Genomic DNA, 20107 nt, shown 5'->3' on the forward strand with positions numbered 1-20107 from the left:
TCCAAGGCGGGGCCGTGGTCCCCAGCGCGGTCGTGCTGGCCCATCACGAAGAAATCGAGCGCCTCGCCGCGGCCGTACCGGCTGCGGCGCCCGCGGCTGTCGTCGCCGGAGATCCTTGTTTCGACCGGCTCGTGGTCAGCTCAGCCGCACGCAACAGCTACCGGGACCGTCTCGGCGCGTCCCGGCACCAGACCATCGTCTTCGTGTCGTCGACCTGGGGACCGCGCTCCTTGTTCGGCCGGTTCCCCGATCTGGCCGCCCGGGTGCTCGCCGAACTCGACCTCGACCACCACCTCGTTTGCACGGCATTGCACCCCAACGTCTGGTACGCCCACAGCCCGGCACAAATCGAACTCTGGCTCGGCGACTGCCTGCGCGCCGGACTCCGCCTCGTCCCGCCAGCGCGCGGCTGGCAGCAAGCCCTGCTCGCCGCCGACATCGTCATCGGCGACCACGGCGCCGTCACCGGCTACGCCGCCGCCCACGGGAAACCCGTCCTCCTCGCCACCTTCCCCGAGGACGACGTCGTAACCGAGTCGGCGATCGGCGCCCTCGGCCGGACTGGCCGGCGGCTCGACCAAGACCGCCCGCTTCCGATCCAGCTCCACGAAGCCATTACGGCGCCCGTCGACCATCGAGAAGTTCGGCGGCTCGCGACGTCCGCGCCAGGCGCTTCCGCCGCGAACCTCCGCAGGACCTTTTACGATTTGATACACCTGCCGGAGCCGGCGACCGCCGCGATCGTCGCGGACTACCGCACCTCGGACCTCACCCCGATCCAGGTCCCCTGCCGGGCGTGGTGGGCTGTCACCGAAGTGATCGGCGACCGGGCTTTCCGGCTGGACCGCTGGCCCGCCGACGTGACATCACCGCAGAGCGGCCAACCCACGTCTCTGGACGGCTACCTCGTCGTCGCCGCCGACCACCCTCGCCGGGACCTCTGCGACCTCGCCGCTGTCGTTCTCACGAGGGCGGACGGGCCGGCCGCAACGGAGGTGTTCGCGGCTCACTTGGTCTGTCGCCTCGTTGTGCAGCTCGTCGATCTGGGGCGGTGCCTGGTCACCGCACGCCGTGGTGCAACCGCAACCATCGAATCCGCCCATCCGGAGGTCGTCGCTTCCGCGCTGCTCCCCTGGTTCGAAGGAAGCGACGAACTCGACATGGTTCTCACCGTCCAGGTGGGATCGATTCCCGTCGAAGTCACGGTAACCCGTCAAGGTCGGCCTTGACGTCATCCTCCCGGCGGTCTCCCAACTCCGCATACAGGGCCCGCGCCCGCTCCAGCGCCTCAGGATCGGCGTCTCGCCAGCCGACCCGGTGCCATGCCTCGGCTTCCAGCCGACGGAGACCGTCAGCGGCGAATAACCCGGCAGCTTCGCGATGCGGTGCGGAGACCTCCAGCACGTCCCCGAGGACCAGCAAGCATTTCGCCCGGTTCTCGCGCTCTCCCGACGCGCCGCCGAAGTACGTCAAGGCCCGCTCCACCGCGGCGCGAGCAGGCGGCGCGTCACCCGCCCGCTGGTGAGCACGTGCCCGCTGCAGGTCCAGCAACGCCCGCATCCGCGGCGCCTGGCCAGCGGGGATCGCCGCGCCTGACGTGTCGACCACACGCTCGGACTCGTCGTAGCGGGCCAGCGCCTGCGCGAGATCGCCTTGGCGAGCCGACACCTTGCCGAGCCACTCGAGGTTCGACTGCTTCCCCAAGACGTGTCCTGCCGACTCCGCCGCGGCCAGAGACGCGACGAAGTCCGCGCGAGCGGCCTCGAGGTCACCGACCGCGATCCACGCCGCCCCACGCTGGTTGGTCAGCTGCATGATCGCCGCGGGGTCACCGGCCCGCTCGGCAGCGGCAAGCCCGATCCGGTGGCTCTCCAGCCAGGCCGAGCTGTGCCCGTGCATATGCAGGAACTTGAACAGCGCGACGCACAACTGCCAGGCGACGTCGTGGCGTTCGACGCGCTCCGCGGCACTCACGCAGGCCACGAGGTTCTGCCACTCCGCGTCGAACCACTCTATCGCGTCGTCTCTGGACGGCAGCGGTTGTGAGACGGCGGTGAAGACTTCACCGACACGCCACCGTCCCGACAGAGCCGCGTCGCGTGGCGCAGCCTCTCGCAGGTACCACTCCGCGACGTCGGCGACGATCGCGTCCCGGACTTCGCTGTCCTCGTCGTCGAAGGCCCGAAGGCGGGCGTGCTCGCCAACCACGGCGTGGAAAGCGTAGCGGCCGGTCACTTCATCGAAGATGAGCAGGCACGCGTCGACCAGCTCGTCCAGCAGTTCGGCGGCGCTCAGCACATCGGTGCGGCAGGCGACCCCGGCCGCGGCCGGGGTGAAACCCGGTCCAGGAATGAGCGCCACCCGCCGGTATGCCCGGCGAAACGGGTCGGCCAACCCGTCGTAGGCGAGCTTGAGTGACGACGCGACGGGCTGGGCGACGTCCAATTCGAGCAGGGCGGCGCGCGACCGCCGTAACCGGGCGACCAGCGGCTCGGCTGCACGAGCCCGCCCCAGCAGATGCGCCGCGACCAGCCGGATGAGCAGCGGGTGACCGTCGCACAGGCTGCACAGCTCGTCCACCAGGCCGGACTCCAGTTGCCCGGCCGTCGGGCCCAGGCTGGAGAGCATCAGCTCGCGCGCTTCCGCCGCGGGCAGACCGTCCAGCGCGACGGCGAGGAAGCCGTGCGGATAGAGCCGGCGCAACGCACGACGGCTGGTCACGAGCACCACGGCATCGGGCGCGGCGTGCGGGATGAGCGGCTCGACCTGCTCGGCCGCGACGACGTCCTTGACCAGCAGCACGAACCGGCGGCCCGCGGACTTGCGCTGGAAGGTGTGCGCACGCTCGGTGTCCGAACCGGGAAGTTCCGCCTCCGCCAGCCCCAGGCCGCGGAGCGCCTGCCCCAGCAGCTCGCCGGGTGGCACAGCCTGGCCGTCCGCCGCCGTCGCCTGCACCTCGACGTAGGCGCCGCCGTAGCCCAGGTGGTCCTCGCACACCTCGGCGGCCAGGCTGTAGCTCCCGAGCCCGGCCCTGGCGTGCAGGCACACGAGGCCTGGCCGTTCCGGGTCACGCCGGGTGACGAGGAAGTCGTGAATCAGCTGCCGAGGAGCAGCTCGATCGAGAAACGGAACAGCCCGACGCGGCCTGTAGCCTCCTGCCACGACCAGTCCCTCCCCGCTCAGCCGACTGCCGAATCCCACCGTAGCGACCAATGCACCGGCTGTCAGAGGCACGCTGGGGCAGAGAGCACGGCGACCATTGCGAACTCGTTCGTCCGTTCGAGTGGTGCCGCCGTTGATCAGTGCGTGTTTGGTGACGACCGAGGACCCCCAGACGGCTACCCTGCGCAGTCGTGATCGTTGCGCTGGCCATCACCACCGTCGCGCTCTTCGTGACCGACCTGTGGCTGGTGACGTACATCGTCGTCACTCCAATCCAGTCGCGCATATCCAACCGACGTCTGCGGTGGACCACGGGTGACCACGTCGAAGACGTGCGCAACCGGGCCAGCCTCGCCGCTCAACTCTCCCTGATGGGCCCGGTCAACACGGTGGCCGGTGCGTTCGCCGGCCTCGGAGCGTCGATGTACGTCGTGAACAGCGAATTCCAGTTCACGACGTCACTCCTGCCCGTCATCCTGCTCGGCATTGCACTGGTTTCGGTTCAGTTCGGCGGCTTGATCATCGGATTCTGGGCATCCCGTCCGCTGCGCGCCTGGATCACCAACCCCCTCGTCCTCGAGGCCACCCTGCGACGCCGCGTACAAGAAGGACCAGCACCTCGAGAGATGGTCGACGACTTCGAACAGAACCTCGCCGATCTCCGGCGCAAGCCGTCGGTCCGTGGTCTGAAGACTGCTGACGACCTCATGCGCCTGGGCATGCAGGCTCCGGCCGCACTTGAGGAATGGCCGGCTGCCCCGGACCACGATTCGGCGAAATGGACGAAGATCGTCCGGCACGAGCTTGATCGGCACGCAGGCCGGCGTTGGCTCTGGCACGGGCATCGGCGGTCATTCCTTCTCCCGCTCGTGCTCGGGTCGGCGTTGGCGTTCGCCGTCGCTTGGCTGGGCACCGTCCAGTTCGATTCCGGCCCGATCGTGGCCGCGGTACTCGTGATCGCGTTCAGCCTGTGGCACCTGCTCCTGGCTTGGCTGGGTTCGAAAGCAGTTCGAGAAGACCTTGTCCTCACCAATCGCCAGGACGCTCTCGTGCGGGCGAAGTTGTCATTGTGCGCCGAGCTGATCCTGGCACTGCGGAGACAAGGCGAACCGGCAACCGCTACGTCGGTCGACTCGACCACGCTCGTCGTGTCGATCGGCCGCTGGCAGCTCAGGCGCGGGCCTCGGAGACGTAACGGCGGGTGAGCTGGCTGTGTCCGCGAATTTCGACGGCACTTGCTCGCGAAAAGTGACGGCGCCGAGCAAGATCGATGTCCACGAATGCTGACGGCACCCGGGCCCGTCCAAGCGGCCGATCGTGGCCGATGCTCGCTGCTGATCCAGGTCGTTCGTCCTCGCTGCGCTACGGGCGCTCCACCTGGACCAGCAGCTTCGTCACCGGCGGGATGGCCAGGACGAGCGGACCCAGCAACTGAGACCCGTGGTCGGCAGTGACGTCAACATTCGCGAGCACGGAGTCGCTCGGCTTGAAGGCGACGTCGCCAATGCCGGAGAACGGACGTCCAGATTCACGGTCAGAACCAGTGAGCTCGGCGACGATACCGTCGGCGCATCCGGCGACTTCCGGGAGTGCTGCATGCTGAAGCTCGTCCGAGACGAAGGCACACCGAGGACCCCGCTCAGCCTCGGCGACCTCCCTCTCGGCCCGTGGGCCGAGACGACACTGCAGGTGTGGGCGACGAAGACCGGCACGCGCTGGCACGCCGACCCGGAGTGCAGGTCGTTGAAGACAAGGGTGCGCTCCGAGGAGTTCGTCCAGCCGGCCAGCGGTACCCTTGCCGACCGCAAGCTGCCCGAGGGTCTCCACTGTGATCCGCCCGGCATGCTCGGTGACTACCTCGATGCTGCCAGTCGTCTGGTGCGCCTGTCGAACGAAACGGACGCAGCGGAGGACGAGTGGGACCACGGGAACATTCCGGTCCGCTCCCTTCGCCCCGGCCTCCGGTGGGGCAATCTCCGCGTCCTGGAGTTGCTCGCCACGGAACCGCTTGCTTCGGTGGCGGCTGCGGAAACCCGGCGTCACGAGGAACTCGTCGAGAAGGTGTGTCGCTTCGTCGCAGTCAACGACGAGAGGCCGGCGTTGATGGTCCTGGCCGATTGGGTGAGGCGCGGGCGGACCCCGCGTGAGCACAAGCCCTCCTACGACCAGTTCGTCGAGACCACCGCCGGGTTGTTCGACGCCGCCGACATCACGACTTACATGGGGATGAGGTCCTCGATCAACCGCGACAGCCTGCCTCGCGGCCCGCGATGAGCTGGCACCACGCGCGCGCAGCAGGCGCCCTCATATTCCCGAATGGATCGGGGCGATCCAGTTCACGATGTCGCCGGGGTCGTTGTCGCGGAGAGTGCGGATCGCTTCGTGAAGCGCGAGGGCCGGCCCTACGGCCAAGCCGGAGTAAACAAGTTCGGCGATGTCCCGCGCGGTGGCGTCGGAGAGCGGCCAGAGTGCGGCGATGACGTGCTGGAAACCCGCGAGCTGGAACGCCGAGGAGAGGTGAATCGACTCGTCTGCGAGATCGTCACTGGTCCTCGAGGTGTCGCAGGCCGACAGATATGCGAAGGAGGCATGCTTGGAATGCCGGGCCGCGATGTCGCTGATCGACAGGCTGCCGTCGTGAAGGACCAGGTGGCCAGCGGACGGGTCGTCGAGATCGACGGTCGCGTGGCAGGCGAAGTGGGCGTGCGTAGCCGTGTCGAGTGCCGCCAGGACGGAGCCCGGCGTGGCCCTCGCCAGGAGCCGGGCGTCGGGCAGGTGCGTCGCGGCCACGGCGGCCTCCGCTTCACCGGCGGTGAGCCGTGGGTATCCTGGCACCTCGGTCGCGGAGACGACGATCGCGTTCTCGTTGCCGGACAACGCGCGACGCTGCTCGCCGCGCACCAGGCTGCGGAGGGTCAGGGCGTAGGAGGACACGACACGGTCCAGGGCGGTGCGGTCGCCGGGCTCGTCGTGGCGGCCTGACGCGTGCAGGGGAAGCTGGACGAACGGGCCGGTCGGCACCCACCAGAGCCTGGGCAGCGGCGACGAGGTGGGACCGAGGTGGCGCAGGACGCGCTCGGCGACCACGTCCCACAGCCAGCCGAGGACCTCGACCACCTTGTCGACAGTGGAGACTCGGATGTCGTACGAGGCGCTCTGCGCGTGAAATAACCGGATCGCCGCGTTCAGCTCGGTGGTGCGCCGGCGCAGGGTCTCGTCGTCCACTGTCGTCAACGGCACGAGCCGGAGCTCTCCGGCTGTCACGATGAGCGCGTCGAAACCGAACTGGCTGGCATTGAGCACGGCTGCGGCCGCGCCGGCCGGCACTGCGCGCAGGATGTCGTCCGTGCTCGGCGGCTTCAGGAACCGCTGCCGGCCTGGCAGGGCGCGGATCTCGGCGACGACAGCGTTGCACTCCTCGGCCAGCCGGTGCAGCCGGTCGTTGTCCCGGCCGAACTCTGTCGACGGCGCGTCGAGCTGGGTCCGCAAGGCGACGAAACGGCGAGCGAGCTCGGGATGGCTCCGCTCGAGGTCACTGATGTCGTCACGGGTCTCGAACGCCTGGGCCAGGAGCACGCCGCGCCCGTGTTCCAGGAGTTCCAGCGCCAGTTCCGGGTCGCCCGCGCGGATAGCGCACGCGGCCGCGTCCGGGGCGAGCCCGGCGAAGGCGCGGAGCTTGAACTCCTGGTCACTGCGGTGGAGTCCCCGCGCGACCGCGAGCGGCAGCAGTTCGATCGCGCGCGAGTACCCGGTCACGGCGGCCGCCCAGTCATGGCGCCGACCGGCCAGCCGCCCCCACGACCTGCCGGCGTCGCAGCGGAGGTCGGCCGGGGTCGTCTCGGAGATCGTCACCTCGCGATAGGCAGCCAGCGCCGCCGCGTAGTCGTTTTCGTCCTCCCCCGCCGTCACGGCCAGGCAGTGGCCGAGGTTGATCAGCCAGTTGCTCCGGTCGGCGCCGCTGCCGGTGCCGTCGACCAACTCCCGGAGGATCGCGATCGCCCGTGTGCCGTCTCGCCGATCTTCGGTGAGGAGGTATCGGGTGGCCAGGGCTGCCGCGAGGTTGCCGTGCGAATCCTGGTACTGGTAGTGGTCGGGGTTTCCGGCCTCGACCGCGGCCTGTCCCAGCGCGATTGCCTCACCGAGGAGGTCCTGGTTGGGCGGTTCGGTTCGTCGGGCCCGGAGCAGTCGCACGGTGGCGAGCCCGGAGAGAACTTTGGGACGAATGGCATGGCCCTCCGGCAGGGCCGCCAGAGCCGCCAGAAGGTGAGTCTCCGCCTCGTCGAAGTCGGCGTCCTGGTCCGTACGGCGCGCTCGTGCCCGCAGGCTGACACCGAGATCGGCCTGCAGCTCCGGTCGCTCGCCGGCCCGATACGACTCGTCGGCGACCGCCGTGCGCAGGGCGTTGATGGCCTCGTCGAGGTCGGCCAGTCGGCCGAAGCGGCTGTAGCGCAGCCGGAGCGGGCCGGCGAGATTGAGCAGCCGCCGAGTCAGATCCGGGTGGCCCAAGCCCGCGGCGGCGATCGCCCGCCGCTGCAGGTCGATCGCCTCGTCCAGTTCGGCCTGGTCATTGGTGACGCCGAAACGGCGCATCAAGACGACCCCGAGGTCGGAGAGGGTCCTCGGCAGTTCGTCGTCGTCTGCGGGGAGCGCGGCCGCGGCCTGCCGCAGCAGGATAAGTGCGTCGTCGACATCCTCCCTGGCGTGGGTGACCTCGAACCGCGAGCACAGCGTCAGCCCCAGGGCCGCCAGCCGGTGGACGCGCTCCGCCGACGTCACCTCGGTACCTTCCAGCGCTGCACGGTGGGTGTCCACCGCTGCGTCGGAATCCACCTCCAGCCCGTTGCGTTCGCACCGCACGCGGAGGGCCACACCGAGGAGGTCGAGCACCTCCAGGCGCTCCGGCATCGCCGCCGTCGGTGTGGCCACCGCCGTTTTCAGAGTGTCGATGACCGCGTCGAGATCGGTCAGATCAGCGGTCCGGTCGTATCGGCGCAACAGCGTTGTCCCGAGGAACTCGTGCGACTTCAGCCGAGTTTCGTCGTCGAAGGCCGGATCGTCGCCGATGTCTCGCAGTCGGTCGAGCATCTCTCGCAGCAGGTCGGGATCACCCGTCCGCGCCCTCGCGACGTCCAGTGCCGCGATCAGGTCGTCGAAAGCCCTGACTCGCCAGGCATCCACGTCGTGGTCGACGACCCGGCGAAACAGGACCACGGCCTCGCTGGCCGCGACGGCGTCGTCGCGGTCGAGGCCGCGCCGGTAGAGCGCCCGGCCGAGCTCGTAGACCCGGCCAAGGTGGTGCGGTGTCCGCTCGGGCGTGGCCTCGACGACTGTCCGGTAGAGGTCGATGGCCTCGTCCAGGTGCTCGTCGTCGCGGGACACGCGGTAGTTTACTTGCAGTGCGGCAGCCAGGTTGGTCACGCGGTTGACCCGGTTCAGGTCGCGCTCGGGTGTCTCGGCGACCACCTGGCGCATCACGGTGAGGGCTTGTCGCGCGTCGTCGGCATCGTGGCCGAGCTCCCACCGCTGGAGCAACGCCGGCCCGAGCGCGGCGCGGACCCGCTGGGTGTCCGGGGCCGCGGCCAGCATGCCGATCGCCTCGTCTACGTCCGCTCGGCCGGTGCGCTCTGCTCGCAAAGCGAGCAAACCCGCTAGCTGGGACACACCCAGATCGCCCGGATCCCGCTCCGACCACGCGTCACGCGCGGTCGTGATCGCCTCGTCGAGTTCCTCGATCAGGCCGCTTGCCTCGTAGCCGTTGCGCAGGTAGTCGGCGAGCGCGACACCGGCGAGCGCCCGGTCCTTCCAGTGCACCGGCATCACGACACCGAGGAACCGCGTCACCCTCGCCGCCCATCGGATGGTGGCGAGGTCCGTTTCGGGCACGGCGGTGCTTGACAGCGCCGCACGGAGCAGCGGTTCCGCCCAGCTCTCGGACAGCCCGGCCGAGCGTTCGTCGCGGAGGGCGCGGCGTGCACGGTCGAGCTGCGCCGGATGACCGGTGTGGGCGTACCTCTCCATCAGCACGGCGCCCAAGACCTCCACGAGGGACTGGTGGTTCTCGGGCGCTGCCCGCAGCGCGGCCCCGAGCATGATCGCCACACGATCGAAGCCGGAAGTCGAGTGTGGTTGATCCTGGAGGTTCTCAAGGATGCTCGTGGCCACGGAGAGGAGGACCTCGTGCGGCGCCGGATCGACGGACTCGTCGTAGCGCGAGCCGTAGTGCAGGAAACGCATCGTCTCGCGGAGGTCGGCATGGCTGCCGGTGACGCCGAACCGCGCCGCGTGCGCGGCACCCAGCCAGCGAAGACAGTCGTCGCGCCGATCGTCGTCCGATTCGGCGGAGCGCCACGCCTCGGTCAGCACCGCGGTCGCATCGTCGAGATCCGACGGCTCGCCCCCGGCTTCGAACCGATGCACCAGTGCCTGCCCGAACTCGACGAGATCACCGGTCGTGGACGCCCCGGCCGCACGGACGGTCGCGAACGCTTCGACCGCACCGGCGAGGTGTTCGGGCTGCCCGGTGCTGTCGTACAACTCGAGGAGTATCGCAGCACCGTATGACGTCGCGTAATGCTGCTGGCCCTCGGTCCGGCTCGCGGCCGCGGCCTGCCGGAACACCTTGACCGCCATCGTCGCGTCGCTGGCGTCGAGACGGCGTTCGAAGTAGCGCGTCATCAGCGCGGACCCGAGATCGAACCACAGGTCCGGCAACTCGAGATCGTCCTCGATCTCACAGCGAAACGCCGCCAGCCCCGCCTCGATGGCCTCGTCCAGAGCCCGGCGATCTCCGACGTCCCACCGCGGCTTCAGTTCGGCCACCACCGCGGCCGATCGGGCGAACTCCCCGCCCGTGGAGCCCAGGAAGCCGGCGACCGCGGCCGGCAATGCCGTCCGGTCCGACATGAACACCGGCCACAGCAGCGAGATCGCGGCCCGGCGCGAGCCTGTCGCCTCACCCGGGTCCGGCGTGGCACGGTGGCGATACCAGAACATCAGCCCGGCGGTGCGCAGCACCGGAAAGTCCTCATGCCCGGTCATGGTGTCGAGAAGCGAGTACGTTTCGGAGACGGCCTCGTCTTCGAGCAGCGGGCCGAGATCCCCGCCCTGCAGGTACGCCGAGATCCGCGCCTCGACGGCGGCCATCGGATTCTGGATCAGCGAGCACCCCCAACCCTGAACGGCCTTACACTACCGCACCGGAGGTGGGAGTATATGGACAATCGTGACGCTCTCGCGTGGTTATGCGAGGCACTGCCGGTGATCCGGGAACGATCGGCCGGCACGGACGCCGAGGACCTCTTGGCGACGCTGCTCTCCGATTCCCGGGCCGGCAAGGACGTCGCCGAGCGAGCGGACGAACTCCGCCGACGCCTCCGGCTGCCGAAGGCCGGGACGAGCAGAGCCGGCGACGGCGGGGTGGTGAGAATTCCCGGCCTGGATTCCGGTCACCCGATTGCGGAAATTCACCGATGCCCGCACGGAAAGTGTTCCCGTGCCTGGGTGCGGCAGCCCGGGGTCCGTTCCCCCGAATGCGTTTTGCATAGTGGCCGGCTTCAGCGTGAAGAAATCTCATGAACGCGTTCTTCGACGAAGTCGGCCGCAAACTCGCAGACCGATGGCTGACCGTGCTCCTGCTGCCGGGCCTGCTTTTCTGTGGCGCAGCGCTCGCTGCCGTCGCGCTCGGCCACGCACATGCACTCGATGCCGGCCGGTTCGTGTCCGACACCGTAGGCCGGGTCGCCACGATCAGACGGGGCGACAGCGCGAGCCCGTGGGTGCTCATCCCTGTCCTGGCGCTCGCTGCCTGCGCGGCCGCGCTGGGTGCGCGGTTCCTCGGTGGAATGGTGCGCCGGGTCTGGCTCGGCCAGTGGCCCGGCTGGACACGGCGTCTGCTGGCTCCCCTGGTGCGGAAACGAGCCCGCCGCTGGCAGGCCGCCGCCGACGCCTACGCGGACGCCGTCCTTGGCCAGGCCGGCGACAACGCCGTCGAACGCCTCGCCGCACGGCGCAACGCCATCGCCCTCGCGCCGCCGACGCGTCCGAGCTGGACCGGCGACCGGATCGCGGCCGTCGACGCCCGTGTCCGCGCAACGTACGAACTCGACCTCGCCTCGGCGTGGCCGCGGCTCTGGACGCTACTTCCCGACAACCTCCGAGCAGACCTCCGGAGCGCCGGCTCGTCGTTCGACAACGCGGCGACGCTCGCCGGCTGGGCCGTCCTCTATGCCGGTGTAGGCATCGGGTGGTGGCCTGGTTTCGCGATCGGACTCGCATGCTTCTTCGCCGCGGTCCACCGAGCCCGTGGAGCCATCGCAGCATTCGCCGACCTCATCGAGGCCAGTGTCGACCTTCACGGCCCCGATCTCGCTCAAGCATTGAAGCTGACCGAGACGCACCAGGAGCTCACTCCCCGGCTAGGCCGACTGATCACCGCGAAGCTACGCAAAGGCTCATGAACCCCGGGCTCAACCGTTTCGCGCAGTAGTTGCTTGTCCGGCAAAAGTCCTCGATGAGAAGGAATCCACCCGATTTATCTCGACTTCCCGACCCACATCTGAGGGCCAGGTCAGCCCCTTTTCGGCACTAACGACTGCCCAGCTGCACTACCGCAACGCTGTCCGCAATGCCATCTCTCGACAATCCGAGTTGGCCGACGCGCCCGGAGGCTCGGAGGCTTGCCCGTGGAATTCAGGACGGCATGGCCGGTTGTCTCGCCCCGTTTAGCGGCTGTCGGTAGAACTGTCGAGCTCATCGAGCTGTCGTTGGATGCGTTGAGCGCCTGCGTCGCGGCCTTGTTCCCGGCAAAGCTTCCGCGTCTTCCGCCACACCGCGCGAGCTTGCTCGTGGTTGTCCGCAGGCGACGGAGGGGTGACCGAGGTTGTCGAGCGTGCCGGCGCCCCAGCAGGTGGGCTGCGGGTGATCGGCGAGATCGACCGGAGTACCCACGACGTCTGGCGGCGCGGCCTGGATTCGGCGACCGCGAGTAAAGCCCCCACCCGGCTGGAGCTGTCTCAGCTGTCGTTCATCGACGCCCGCGGCGCCGCCATGCTGATCGCCGCAGCCCATCGCCAGCCCGGCAGTGCACCTCTGACGCTCACCCGCCCGCCAACGGTCCTGCGCAGGATGCTGACGCTGCTGGGCCCGGCCGAGTCGGCGAAGTTCGTGATCGGAGAACGGGAAGCACCATGAGCACTACCACCGCATCACTTGGTTCCGAGCCGTTCACCCATCCCGCCCTCTTCTACCGGGATACCGATGCCTACCTCGCAGGCACCATCCCGTTCATCCGCTCCGGACTCGCCACCGACGAGCCCGTCGCCGCCGCGGTCCCCGAACCCAACCTCACCCTGCTGAGCACCGAACTCGGCGCCGACGCCGACCGCGTCCGACTCGTGGACATGGGCCTCGCCGGACGCAACCCCGGCCGGATCATCCCCGGTGTGCTGCGCGCCTTCGCCGACACCCATCCCGGCCACCACGTCCGCATCATCGGCGAATCGATCTGGCCGGACCGGAGCCACCACGAGCACCCCCGCCTGCGCCCAGCACGAAGCCCTGATCAACCCGGCCTTCACCGGCCGGAACGTCACCATCCTCTGCCCCTACGACACCCAGCACCTCCCCTCGGCCGTCCTGGCCGACGCCGAAGCCACCCACCCGCTGCTCATCGAGCACGCCGGCCAGCGAACCAGCACCGCCTATGAACCCGACAAGATTATCGACAACCACGACCAGCCTCTGCCCGAGCCACCCGCCGCCACCGCGCTCACCGTCGACGCCGCCGACCTCCCCCAGGCCCGAGCCTTCGCCCGTACCCGCGCCCATCACGCAGGCTTGCCCGACGACCAGACCGGCGACGTGGACATGGTCGTCACCGAACTCGTCAGCAACAGCATCGAACACGGCGGCGGCACCGCCGGGCTACGGATCTGGACCGCCGACGGATATCTCATCTGCCAGGTCGACGACCACGGCACCCTCACCGACCCACTGGCCGGACGGCGCCCGACCACCCCGGACCAGCACCGCAGTTGCGGCCTGCAACTGGTCAACGACATGTCCGACCTGGTCCGCGTCCACACCGGCACCGCAGGCACGACCACCCGCGCCTACTTCCAGCTGTGACCACCACGTGCCGGGTGCCCACGACAGGCGAGCAGATCGTGCGGCAGCCGGCAAAACCGTCTGTGCGCAGGTCTCCTGCGTCGACCGCGCCCGAGCACCCAGCCCCGACAACGGCGGGGTTCAGCCACCACTTCTCCGACCGCCGCCATATCGCGGCTCACCGGGTTCGCGCAGACCGTGCGGCAGCACAGTCCGATCAGCTGCCCACGACTCGCCGCGAGGTGCCGCTCATGAACAGAAGAGGACGCTGGACGTCGTGTCCAGCAGCGGCCGGAACCGCCTGGCTTGCTCCTGCCGCCCGGCCCAAGCGCGGTATCAGTCCGTGCTACCGGCGAGCCGGACGGCAAGTGTCTTGATGTGCTCGACAAGCTCTGGGGGTTCGTGGACGTGGACGTCGAATCCTTTGCCTGCCACGTAGCTGGCGAGCTCGTCCAGTGAGTTGGATCCGGCTCGCAAGGTGCAACTGTGCTCGTCGATCGGTTCCAGCGCGCCGGTGGTCGGAGTGATCCGCTCCCCCGCGGTCTCGGCGCTGACGTGCAGGGTGAAGCGGGCTTGGTAGCGGTAGGCCGAGGTGGAGATCGCCCGGGAGGTGCAGCCGCTGACATCGGGGTCCGGTGGGGTGCGTGGGGTGAACCGGGGGCCGGTGGGAGTGCACGGGTCCAGCCTGTCCACGCGGTAGGTGCGCCAGTCCTGGCGGTCGACGTCCCAGCCGATGAGGTACCAGCGCCGGCCGGTGTGCACCAGCCGGTGCGGCTCGGTCGTGCGGGCGCTGCTGGTTCCGTCGTGGGTGCGGTAGTCGAAGCGCAGGCGCAGCGAGTCGCGGCAGGCCGCGGCGATGGCGGTCAGGGTGTCCGGGCTGACGGTGGGGCCGGTGTTGGCCATGGGCACCGTCATCGACTGCAGGGCGTTGATCCGGTGGCGCAGCCGGGACGGCAGTACCTGTTCGAGCTTGGCCAGGGCTCGCACGGAGGTCTCCTCGATGCCGGTGATCGAGCCGCCGGCGGCGGTGCGCAGGCCCATCGCGACCGCGACGGCTTCGTCGTCGTCGAGCAGCAGCGGCGGCAGGTCCGCGCCGGCACCCAGCCGGTAGCCCGCCGTGCCCGCGGTCGCCAGCACGGGATAGCCCAGGCCGCGCAGCCGGTCGATATCGCGGCGCACAGTGCGCGGGGTGATCTCCAGCCGTTCGGCCAGTTCGGTTCCGGACCAGTCGCGCCGGGTTTGCAGGAGCGAGAGCAGTCGCAGCAGCCGCGCCGAGGTCTCCCACATGGCCGAAAGTCTGCCACCCGCTTAGGACCACATCTGACCTAACTGGCTCCTAGAGTTCTCGGCATGGAGAACACGAGCGAGATCCGGCCTTTCACCATCGACATCCCCCAGGGCCGATCTGGACGACCTGACCGACCGGCTCGCCAGGACCCGGTGGGCCGCGGACCTGCCCGATGCCGGCTGGAGCCGCGGAGTGCCAGCGAGCTACCTCCAGGGGTTGGCGGAGTACTGGCGCGATGGCTACGACTGGCGCGCCCACGAGCGGGAGCTGAACTCCTACCCGCAGTTCACCACCGAGATCGACGGGCAGAACATCCATTTCCTGCACGTGCGCTCACCCGAGCCGGACGCGCTACCGCTGATCCTGACCCACGACTGGCCCGGCACGATCGTGGAATTCCTGAACATCATCGGCCCCCTGACCGACCCCGTCACACACGGCGGCGACTCGGCAGACGCGTTCCACCTGGTGATTCCGTCGATACCGGGCACCGGTTTCTCCGGCCCGACCGCCGAGGCCGGCTGGGCACCAGCCGGGTGACCAGGGCATTCGCCGAGCTGATGCATCGGCTCGGCTACGACCGCTAGGGCGCGCAGGGCGGCGACACCGGCGCAGTCATCTCACCCGGGCTGGGCCGGCTCAACCCTGGCAGGGTCGTCGGCGTGCACGCGAACGGGCTCTCCGCGTTCACCGAGGTCGACCCGGCGGACGTGGGCGAACTGACCGAGGCCGAGCGGACACGGCTCGGGCACCTCGCTTATATGAAGACCGAGCAGTCCGGCTACGCGATGATCCAGATCACCCGGCCGCAGACCCTGGCGCACGGGCTGCACGACTCCCCCGTCGGGCAGTTGGCGTGGATCGTGGGGAAGTTCAAGGAGTGGACCGATCCGGCCGCCGAACTCCCCGAGGACGCGGTGGATCGGGACCTGTTGCTCACCAACGTGATGCTGTACTGGCTGACCGGAACCGCCGGGTCCTCAGCCAACAGCTATTACGAGACCGCGCACGCCGGAGCCTGGGGCGCGAGTGAGCGGTCCCCGGTCCCGACCGGGGTCGCGGTGTTCCCCATGGACGTGTCGATCCGGCACACCATCGAGCTCGAACACAACCTCGTGCACTGGTCCGAATTCGACCGCGGCGGTCACTTCGCAGCCATGGAAGCCCCCGATCTGCTCGTCGGCGACGTCCGAGAGTTCTTCAGCAAGCTGCGCTGAACCGCCCGTGGCGCCGACCTCGATCAGGTCGGCGCCGCAAGGGTGCTCAGGCCCGGCGAACGACCAAGATCGGCGTGATGACCCGGCCGGCCATCCGGCCACCATCCGCGACGACGAGTTTGCCGATACGCGGCGTTAGGCGGCGTGGCGCCGGGGACGCCGTCCCCGCGCGCACCTGCCCTGGCTACGGTTTGCGGGCGACGATGCCGGCGATGCAGCGTTCGACCTGGTTGAGCGGGGTGAGTTTCGGTCCGTCAGGCCACCAGTAGTCGCACAGCTCGAGCTTCGGCTCCTTGCCCGGCCCGGGTGGCATGATCTCCAGACCATCCACGAACTCCAGCAGCTGCCGTTCGGTGCGGAACTTCCCGGACCCCATCGGGCTGTGGATGAACAGTTCTTCCATCTTGCGGGCCAGGCCGCTCAGCTCATCGGTTTCCGGGTCGAAGAAGTGCGCAATGACGACGAAGGACCCGCTGGGCAGCGCGGCGATGTAATCGCGCATGAGCTCGGCGCCGTTGTCGGCGACGTAGTGGTGCAGTGTCCCGACCTGCAGCAGCGCCAGGGGCCGGGTGAAGTCGAAGTGCTGGCGGACTACCTCGTTGTTCAGGACGTCGGCGGGCTGGAAGATGTCCGCGGACACGAAGTGGGTGTGCGGGTTTTCTTCGAGGATCGCGCGGCCGTGCGCGATGACCACCGGGTCGTTGTCGACATACACCACCTGGGTGTCCGAATCGACCCGTTGCGCGATCTGGTGGGTGTTCTCCGCGGTGGGCAGGCCGGAGCCGCAGTCGAGGAACTGCTTGATCTTCGCCTGCTGGGCCAGGAACCGCACCGCGCGAGTCAGGAAATTGCGATTGGACCAGGCCAGGTCGGCGACCTCGGGGGCCCTCGTTGCGACCTGCCGCAGCACCTCGCGGTCGATCTCGTAGTTGTCCTTGCCGCCGAGTGCGGCGTCGTAGACCCGGGCGATGCTGGCGCGGGTCGGGTCCACGCCGACCGGAACCGAACTCGGTGCCAGGAACTCCGACTGCGTCATCTCCACCCTCGCACACGGTCGTCACACGATTGGTCACTCTAGCGTAGTGACCTGGCTGCGCGCCGTAAACCGAGGGATGCACCTCCGTCCGCGGTCGAGGGCGGCCCGGGAATTTGGGGTGCTACGGTTGCCGGCCGACACCGGCGTAGACGTCATCCGGTGCGATGTCGCGGATGCCCGGCTCCGGGCGCCAGAGTGGTGCGCTCAAGACGCCGGGTTCGACGATCTCGAGGCCGTCGAAGAGCGCGACGACTTCATTGTAGGGGCGGAAATACATCGGGTCCCGGCTGTGCTTCATCGCCGCGGTCACGGCCGCCATTTCCCGCGGCGCGTGATCGGCGGTCAGATGTGAAAGCGCGACCAGGCTTCCCGGCGGCAGGGCCGCGCGGTAGTCGGCGACGATTTCGGGTGGCCGCAGGTGGTCGGGGACGAAGTGGAACACCGCGACCAGCAGCAGCCCGATCGGCCGGGTGAAGTCCAGCATGGTCTGCACGGCCGGTGTGCCCAGTACCGCGTGGGGCCGGCACAGGTCGGCCGCGACAACGGTGGCGTTCGGGTTGCCCTCGAGGATGACGCGGCTGTGGGCGACCGGACCTCGTCGTAGTCCACGTACACCACCCGGCATCCGGGATCGGCGTTCTGGGCCACTTCGTGCACGTTGCCGACAGTGGGGATGCCGGAGCCGAGGTCGAGGAACTGGGTGACGCCCTGGGTGATCATGTACAGGACCGCGCGGCGCAGAAACGCCCGGTTGGACGCGGCGACCTGCCGGCCCGAGGGCAGGACCGCGATGACTTTTTCGCCGACCGCGCGATCGGCGTCGAAGTTGTGGGTGCCGCCGAGCAGCCAGTCATAGACCCGGGCGGCGCTGGGCAACCGGACGTCGACGCCTTCGGGGATCCGCGCCTCCGCCAGCGACACCCGCACCTCACAAACCGATCCACCCGCAGCCCATCGTTGCACCGAGATTAGAACAACCTTGGGTGAGCCGCTGACCTCACGGCGCCGCCTCGATCGACCGATCGGCCGGGTCGATCGTGTGCGGCTACGGGCCGGCTCGGCGTATTCTCTCCTGCTGGGGGCCGCGGAGGTCGATTTTGCGGCCGCGGGGCGTGCCATCGCGGCACGGGCCCGGTCGGCCATGGTGTTGCGCATGATGGACGGCCACGTGCACACAGTGCGCGATCTGGCGGCCGCGGCGAATCTGTCGGCTCCGGCTGCGGCCGCGCACCTCGGACGTCTGGTGACGGCCGGGTTGGTCACGGTCAGCGAGACGGGCCGACGGAGATTGCACGAGCTGAGGTCTCGCGAGGTCGCGGCAGCGATCGAGGCCCTGATGGCCGCGATGTCACCGGCGTCGCCCGGGCGGGTTCCCCAGGAGGCCGGCGCGAAGAGTCGTTCTCAGGTCGCGCGGGTCTGCCGGAGTCATCTGGCCGGAAGTCTCGCTCTCGCGGTCGCGGGTCGGTGGGTCGGGGCGGGTGTCGTGTCGCCGCTGGATGCGGCGAGAGCGGGATCGTGTGCACACACTGAATGATTCGTTGCTCGCGGCGCTCGAGGTGTCCCAGCTGTCGCGGCGCTACGGTTCGGCGTAGGAGGTGCGTGGCTGTGCAGACTGGACCGATGGTTCGGTGCACGTGGCCGGGCCGGCTGGGGGCGACGCTGCTGACGGCGTTGCTCGAGCGACAGTGGGTGCAGCGCCACCCTGGTGATCGCGTGCTGACTGTCACCGACACGGGTGGCCCTCGGTTCGCCGAGCTCGGCATCGCCTGCGACGCCGAGCCACGGCGCCGGGCGGTGACCCGCCACCAGCTCCGGGGCGCCGCGGCATGCCGTGACCGGCTCACGTGATGCCATGCGGAGCAGGACATTGCCAACGTTGCCTCTGACAACGGTCACGGCATGCGGCACAACACGAGCAGACTCCCACGGACGCCGCGGCAGGTTGCCGATCGGCGAAGGGAGCCGGGTGCGCGGCGACGGCCGAGGACTCCGGCCGGGTGGCCCAGTCGAGAAGGTGCACCTCGCCGTAGGAGAGCCGGGCTGGTGCCGATCTCCTCTCTGCCCCGTCCTACGCGGGTCCGATACTGGTCAGGCGCAGGAGGCGGCTATACCCTCCACGCATGGTCCCTGACGATGACACCGCGCCCGTGGCGCCGGCCGGTGTCGACACCACCAAACCCTCCGCCGCCCGCATCTACGACTGGTACCTCGGCGGCGACCACAACTGGGCCGTGGACCGGGAATTCGGCAAAAAAGCAGTGCAACACTGGCCCGGCATGCCCGCCATGGCGCGGCAAAACCGAGCCTTCATGAACCGCGTCGTCGAAGCCGCACTGGACGCCGGCATCCGCCAGTTCCTCGACCTCGGCTCCGGAGTTCCCACCGTCGGCAACGTCCACGAGATCATCCGCAACCGAGCCCCCGACCATGACGCGACCGTCGTCTACGTCGACTACGAACCAGTCGCCGCCGCCCACTCCACGCTGATCCTGGAGAAAGACGAGGCCACCGACTGGGCCGGCATCGTCCAACACGACCTGCGCGACCCGGACGCCATCTTCGACGACGACACCACCCACGCCCTGATCGACTTCGACGAACCCGTCTGCGTCCTGCTGATCGCCGTCATGCACTTCATCGGCCCCCACGACCACCCCGGCACGATCGTCGAGACCTACCGATCACACGCCGCACCCGGCAGCTGGCTGGCCATCTCCCACGCCAGCATCGACGACGCCCCCGAGAACAAGGAGACCGCCGGCGTCCGCGACATGATCGCCACCTACCAGAAAACCAGCAACCCCATGTGGCTACGCGACCGCGCCGAATTCACACCCTGGTTCGGCGACTGGCACCTCCTCGAGCCCGGCATCACCCGCCTACCCCACTGGCGACCCGACCACGAACCCTGGCCGGACGAACTCAGCGCGAGCTCATACGGGTGGGGCGGCGTCGCGGCAAAACCTGCTCCCTGAGCACGGCCTTTGTATCCATAAGCTCCACGCAAGGCGTCAGAGGGCAGTACCAACTGCGGCCGTCCTTGAGCTCAGTAACTGCGCGGGGAAACGCGCTCGAGCGCAGTAAGTGAGCAGCCAGGGGCATTCTGATGGCACGCCGCGGGTAGTCTGCCGTTCGACGGTGCAGGCGCCAAGGCCAGCGCTTCCTGCTCGGCGGTCCGGTCAACCTGGTCCCGGGTCACGTGCGTGCACTAGGTCGTGTCTGACAATGCCTTGTCCAGGTGATCACTGCATGGAGGACGACCGCTGATCGGTAGACGATGGCCAACTTGTCGTAGCGAGT

At 69.0% G+C, this 20107-nt stretch carries 12 protein-coding genes and 3 pseudogenes; 9 read left to right on the forward strand and 6 right to left on the reverse strand.

The features are described 5' to 3' along the window. The first annotated feature begins 14 nt into the window (after positions 1 to 14). Entirely contained in the window at positions 15 to 1229 is a 1215-nt protein-coding gene (locus tag ACWEN0_RS48315; protein ID WP_451988492.1) for a hypothetical protein, read from the forward strand. Here ACWEN0_RS48315 and ACWEN0_RS48320 read toward each other — a convergent pair. Beyond that, positions 1201 to 3162 carry a hypothetical protein gene (locus ACWEN0_RS48320; RefSeq protein WP_451988493.1) on the reverse strand — a complete coding sequence of 654 codons (1962 nt, stop codon included), beginning with the start codon at positions 3160 to 3162 and terminating at the stop codon, positions 1201 to 1203. The genes ACWEN0_RS48315 and ACWEN0_RS48320 overlap by 29 nt on opposite strands. A 191-nt stretch (positions 3163 to 3353) precedes the next feature. Between ACWEN0_RS48320 and ACWEN0_RS48325 the strand changes: the two genes are divergently transcribed. Beyond that, positions 3354 to 4367, forward strand: a complete 1014-nt coding sequence (locus ACWEN0_RS48325) for a hypothetical protein (RefSeq protein ID WP_451988494.1) — start codon at positions 3354 to 3356, stop codon at positions 4365 to 4367. Between the two features lie 235 nt (positions 4368 to 4602). Beyond that, positions 4603 to 5436, forward strand: a complete 834-nt coding sequence (locus ACWEN0_RS48330; protein ID WP_451988495.1) for a hypothetical protein — start codon at positions 4603 to 4605, stop codon at positions 5434 to 5436. Positions 5437 to 5466: 30 nt separating this feature from the next. Here the strand turns inward: ACWEN0_RS48330 and ACWEN0_RS48335 are convergent, their stop codons facing one another. Next, positions 5467 to 10305 (reverse strand): CHAT domain-containing protein, encoded by a 4839-nt coding sequence (locus ACWEN0_RS48335; RefSeq protein WP_451988496.1) that lies wholly within the window; start codon positions 10303 to 10305, stop codon positions 5467 to 5469. Between the two features lie 428 nt (positions 10306 to 10733). Between ACWEN0_RS48335 and ACWEN0_RS48340 the strand changes: the two genes are divergently transcribed. From ACWEN0_RS48340 to ACWEN0_RS48350, 3 genes and pseudogenes are all read left to right on the forward strand, one after another. Continuing rightward, positions 10734 to 11618 (forward strand): hypothetical protein, encoded by an 885-nt coding sequence (locus ACWEN0_RS48340; RefSeq protein ID WP_451988497.1) that lies wholly within the window; start codon positions 10734 to 10736, stop codon positions 11616 to 11618. Positions 11619 to 12030: 412 nt separating this feature from the next. After that, complete coding sequence (locus tag ACWEN0_RS48345; RefSeq protein WP_451988498.1) at positions 12031 to 12351, forward strand: STAS domain-containing protein; 321 nt, start codon at positions 12031 to 12033, stop codon at positions 12349 to 12351. Next, positions 12348 to 13287, forward strand: a pseudogene (locus tag ACWEN0_RS48350) (anti-sigma factor RsbA family regulatory protein). Before ACWEN0_RS48345 ends, ACWEN0_RS48350 begins: the two are co-directional and overlap by 4 nt. A gap of 315 nt (positions 13288 to 13602) precedes the next feature. Here the strand turns inward: ACWEN0_RS48350 and ACWEN0_RS48355 are convergent. After that, complete coding sequence (locus ACWEN0_RS48355; RefSeq protein ID WP_451988499.1) at positions 13603 to 14553, reverse strand: helix-turn-helix transcriptional regulator; 951 nt, start codon at positions 14551 to 14553, stop codon at positions 13603 to 13605. A gap of 63 nt (positions 14554 to 14616) precedes the next feature. Between ACWEN0_RS48355 and ACWEN0_RS48360 the strand changes: the two are divergent. After that, positions 14617 to 15771: pseudogene (locus tag ACWEN0_RS48360) on the forward strand (epoxide hydrolase family protein). 184 nt (positions 15772 to 15955) lie between these two features. On the opposite strand, the gene ACWEN0_RS48365 reads toward ACWEN0_RS48360, so the two are convergent. From ACWEN0_RS48365 to ACWEN0_RS48375, 3 genes and pseudogenes are all read right to left on the reverse strand, one after another. After that, positions 15956 to 16807 carry an SAM-dependent methyltransferase gene (locus ACWEN0_RS48365; RefSeq protein ID WP_451988500.1) on the reverse strand — a complete coding sequence of 284 codons (852 nt, stop codon included), beginning with the start codon at positions 16805 to 16807 and terminating at the stop codon, positions 15956 to 15958. A gap of 121 nt (positions 16808 to 16928) precedes the next feature. Beyond that, positions 16929 to 17432 carry an SAM-dependent methyltransferase gene (locus ACWEN0_RS48370; protein WP_451988501.1) on the reverse strand — a complete coding sequence of 168 codons (504 nt, stop codon included), beginning with the start codon at positions 17430 to 17432 and terminating at the stop codon, positions 16929 to 16931. Between the two features lie 29 nt (positions 17433 to 17461). After that, positions 17462 to 17962, reverse strand: a pseudogene (locus ACWEN0_RS48375) (SAM-dependent methyltransferase); the annotation flags it as partial. A gap of 465 nt (positions 17963 to 18427) precedes the next feature. Between ACWEN0_RS48375 and ACWEN0_RS48380 the strand changes: the two are divergent. Together ACWEN0_RS48380 and ACWEN0_RS48385 are read left to right on the forward strand one after the other, a co-directional pair. Then, complete coding sequence (locus tag ACWEN0_RS48380; protein WP_451988502.1) at positions 18428 to 18655, forward strand: hypothetical protein; 228 nt, start codon at positions 18428 to 18430, stop codon at positions 18653 to 18655. Positions 18656 to 18927: 272 nt separating this feature from the next. After that, positions 18928 to 19782: an SAM-dependent methyltransferase gene (locus ACWEN0_RS48385; protein ID WP_451988503.1), complete on the forward strand. Its 855-nt coding sequence runs from the start codon at positions 18928 to 18930 to the stop codon at positions 19780 to 19782. Positions 19783 to 20107: the final 325 nt, after the last annotated feature.

It is taken from the genome of Amycolatopsis sp. NPDC004378, from assembly GCF_053602455.1.

Bases quoted from the DNA above. Each gene is read 5' to 3' on its own strand.
- ACWEN0_RS48335 (WP_451988496.1), bottom strand. From the start codon at position 10,305: ATGGCCGCCGTCGAGGCGCGGATCTCGGCGTACCTGCAGGGCGGGGAT.
- ACWEN0_RS48340 (WP_451988497.1), top strand. From the start codon at position 10,734: ATGAACGCGTTCTTCGACGAAGTCGGCCGCAAACTCGCAGACCGATGG.
- ACWEN0_RS48355 (WP_451988499.1), bottom strand. From the start codon at position 14,553: ATGTGGGAGACCTCGGCGCGGCTGCTGCGACTGCTCTCGCTCCTGCAA.
- ACWEN0_RS48365 (WP_451988500.1), bottom strand. From the start codon at position 16,807: ATGACGCAGTCGGAGTTCCTGGCACCGAGTTCGGTTCCGGTCGGCGTG.
- ACWEN0_RS48370 (WP_451988501.1), bottom strand. From the start codon at position 17,432: ATGCCGGGTGGTGTACGTGGACTACGACGAGGTCCGGTCGCCCACAGC.
- ACWEN0_RS48380 (WP_451988502.1), top strand. From the start codon at position 18,428: ATGGTTCGGTGCACGTGGCCGGGCCGGCTGGGGGCGACGCTGCTGACG.
- ACWEN0_RS48385 (WP_451988503.1), top strand. From the start codon at position 18,928: ATGGTCCCTGACGATGACACCGCGCCCGTGGCGCCGGCCGGTGTCGAC.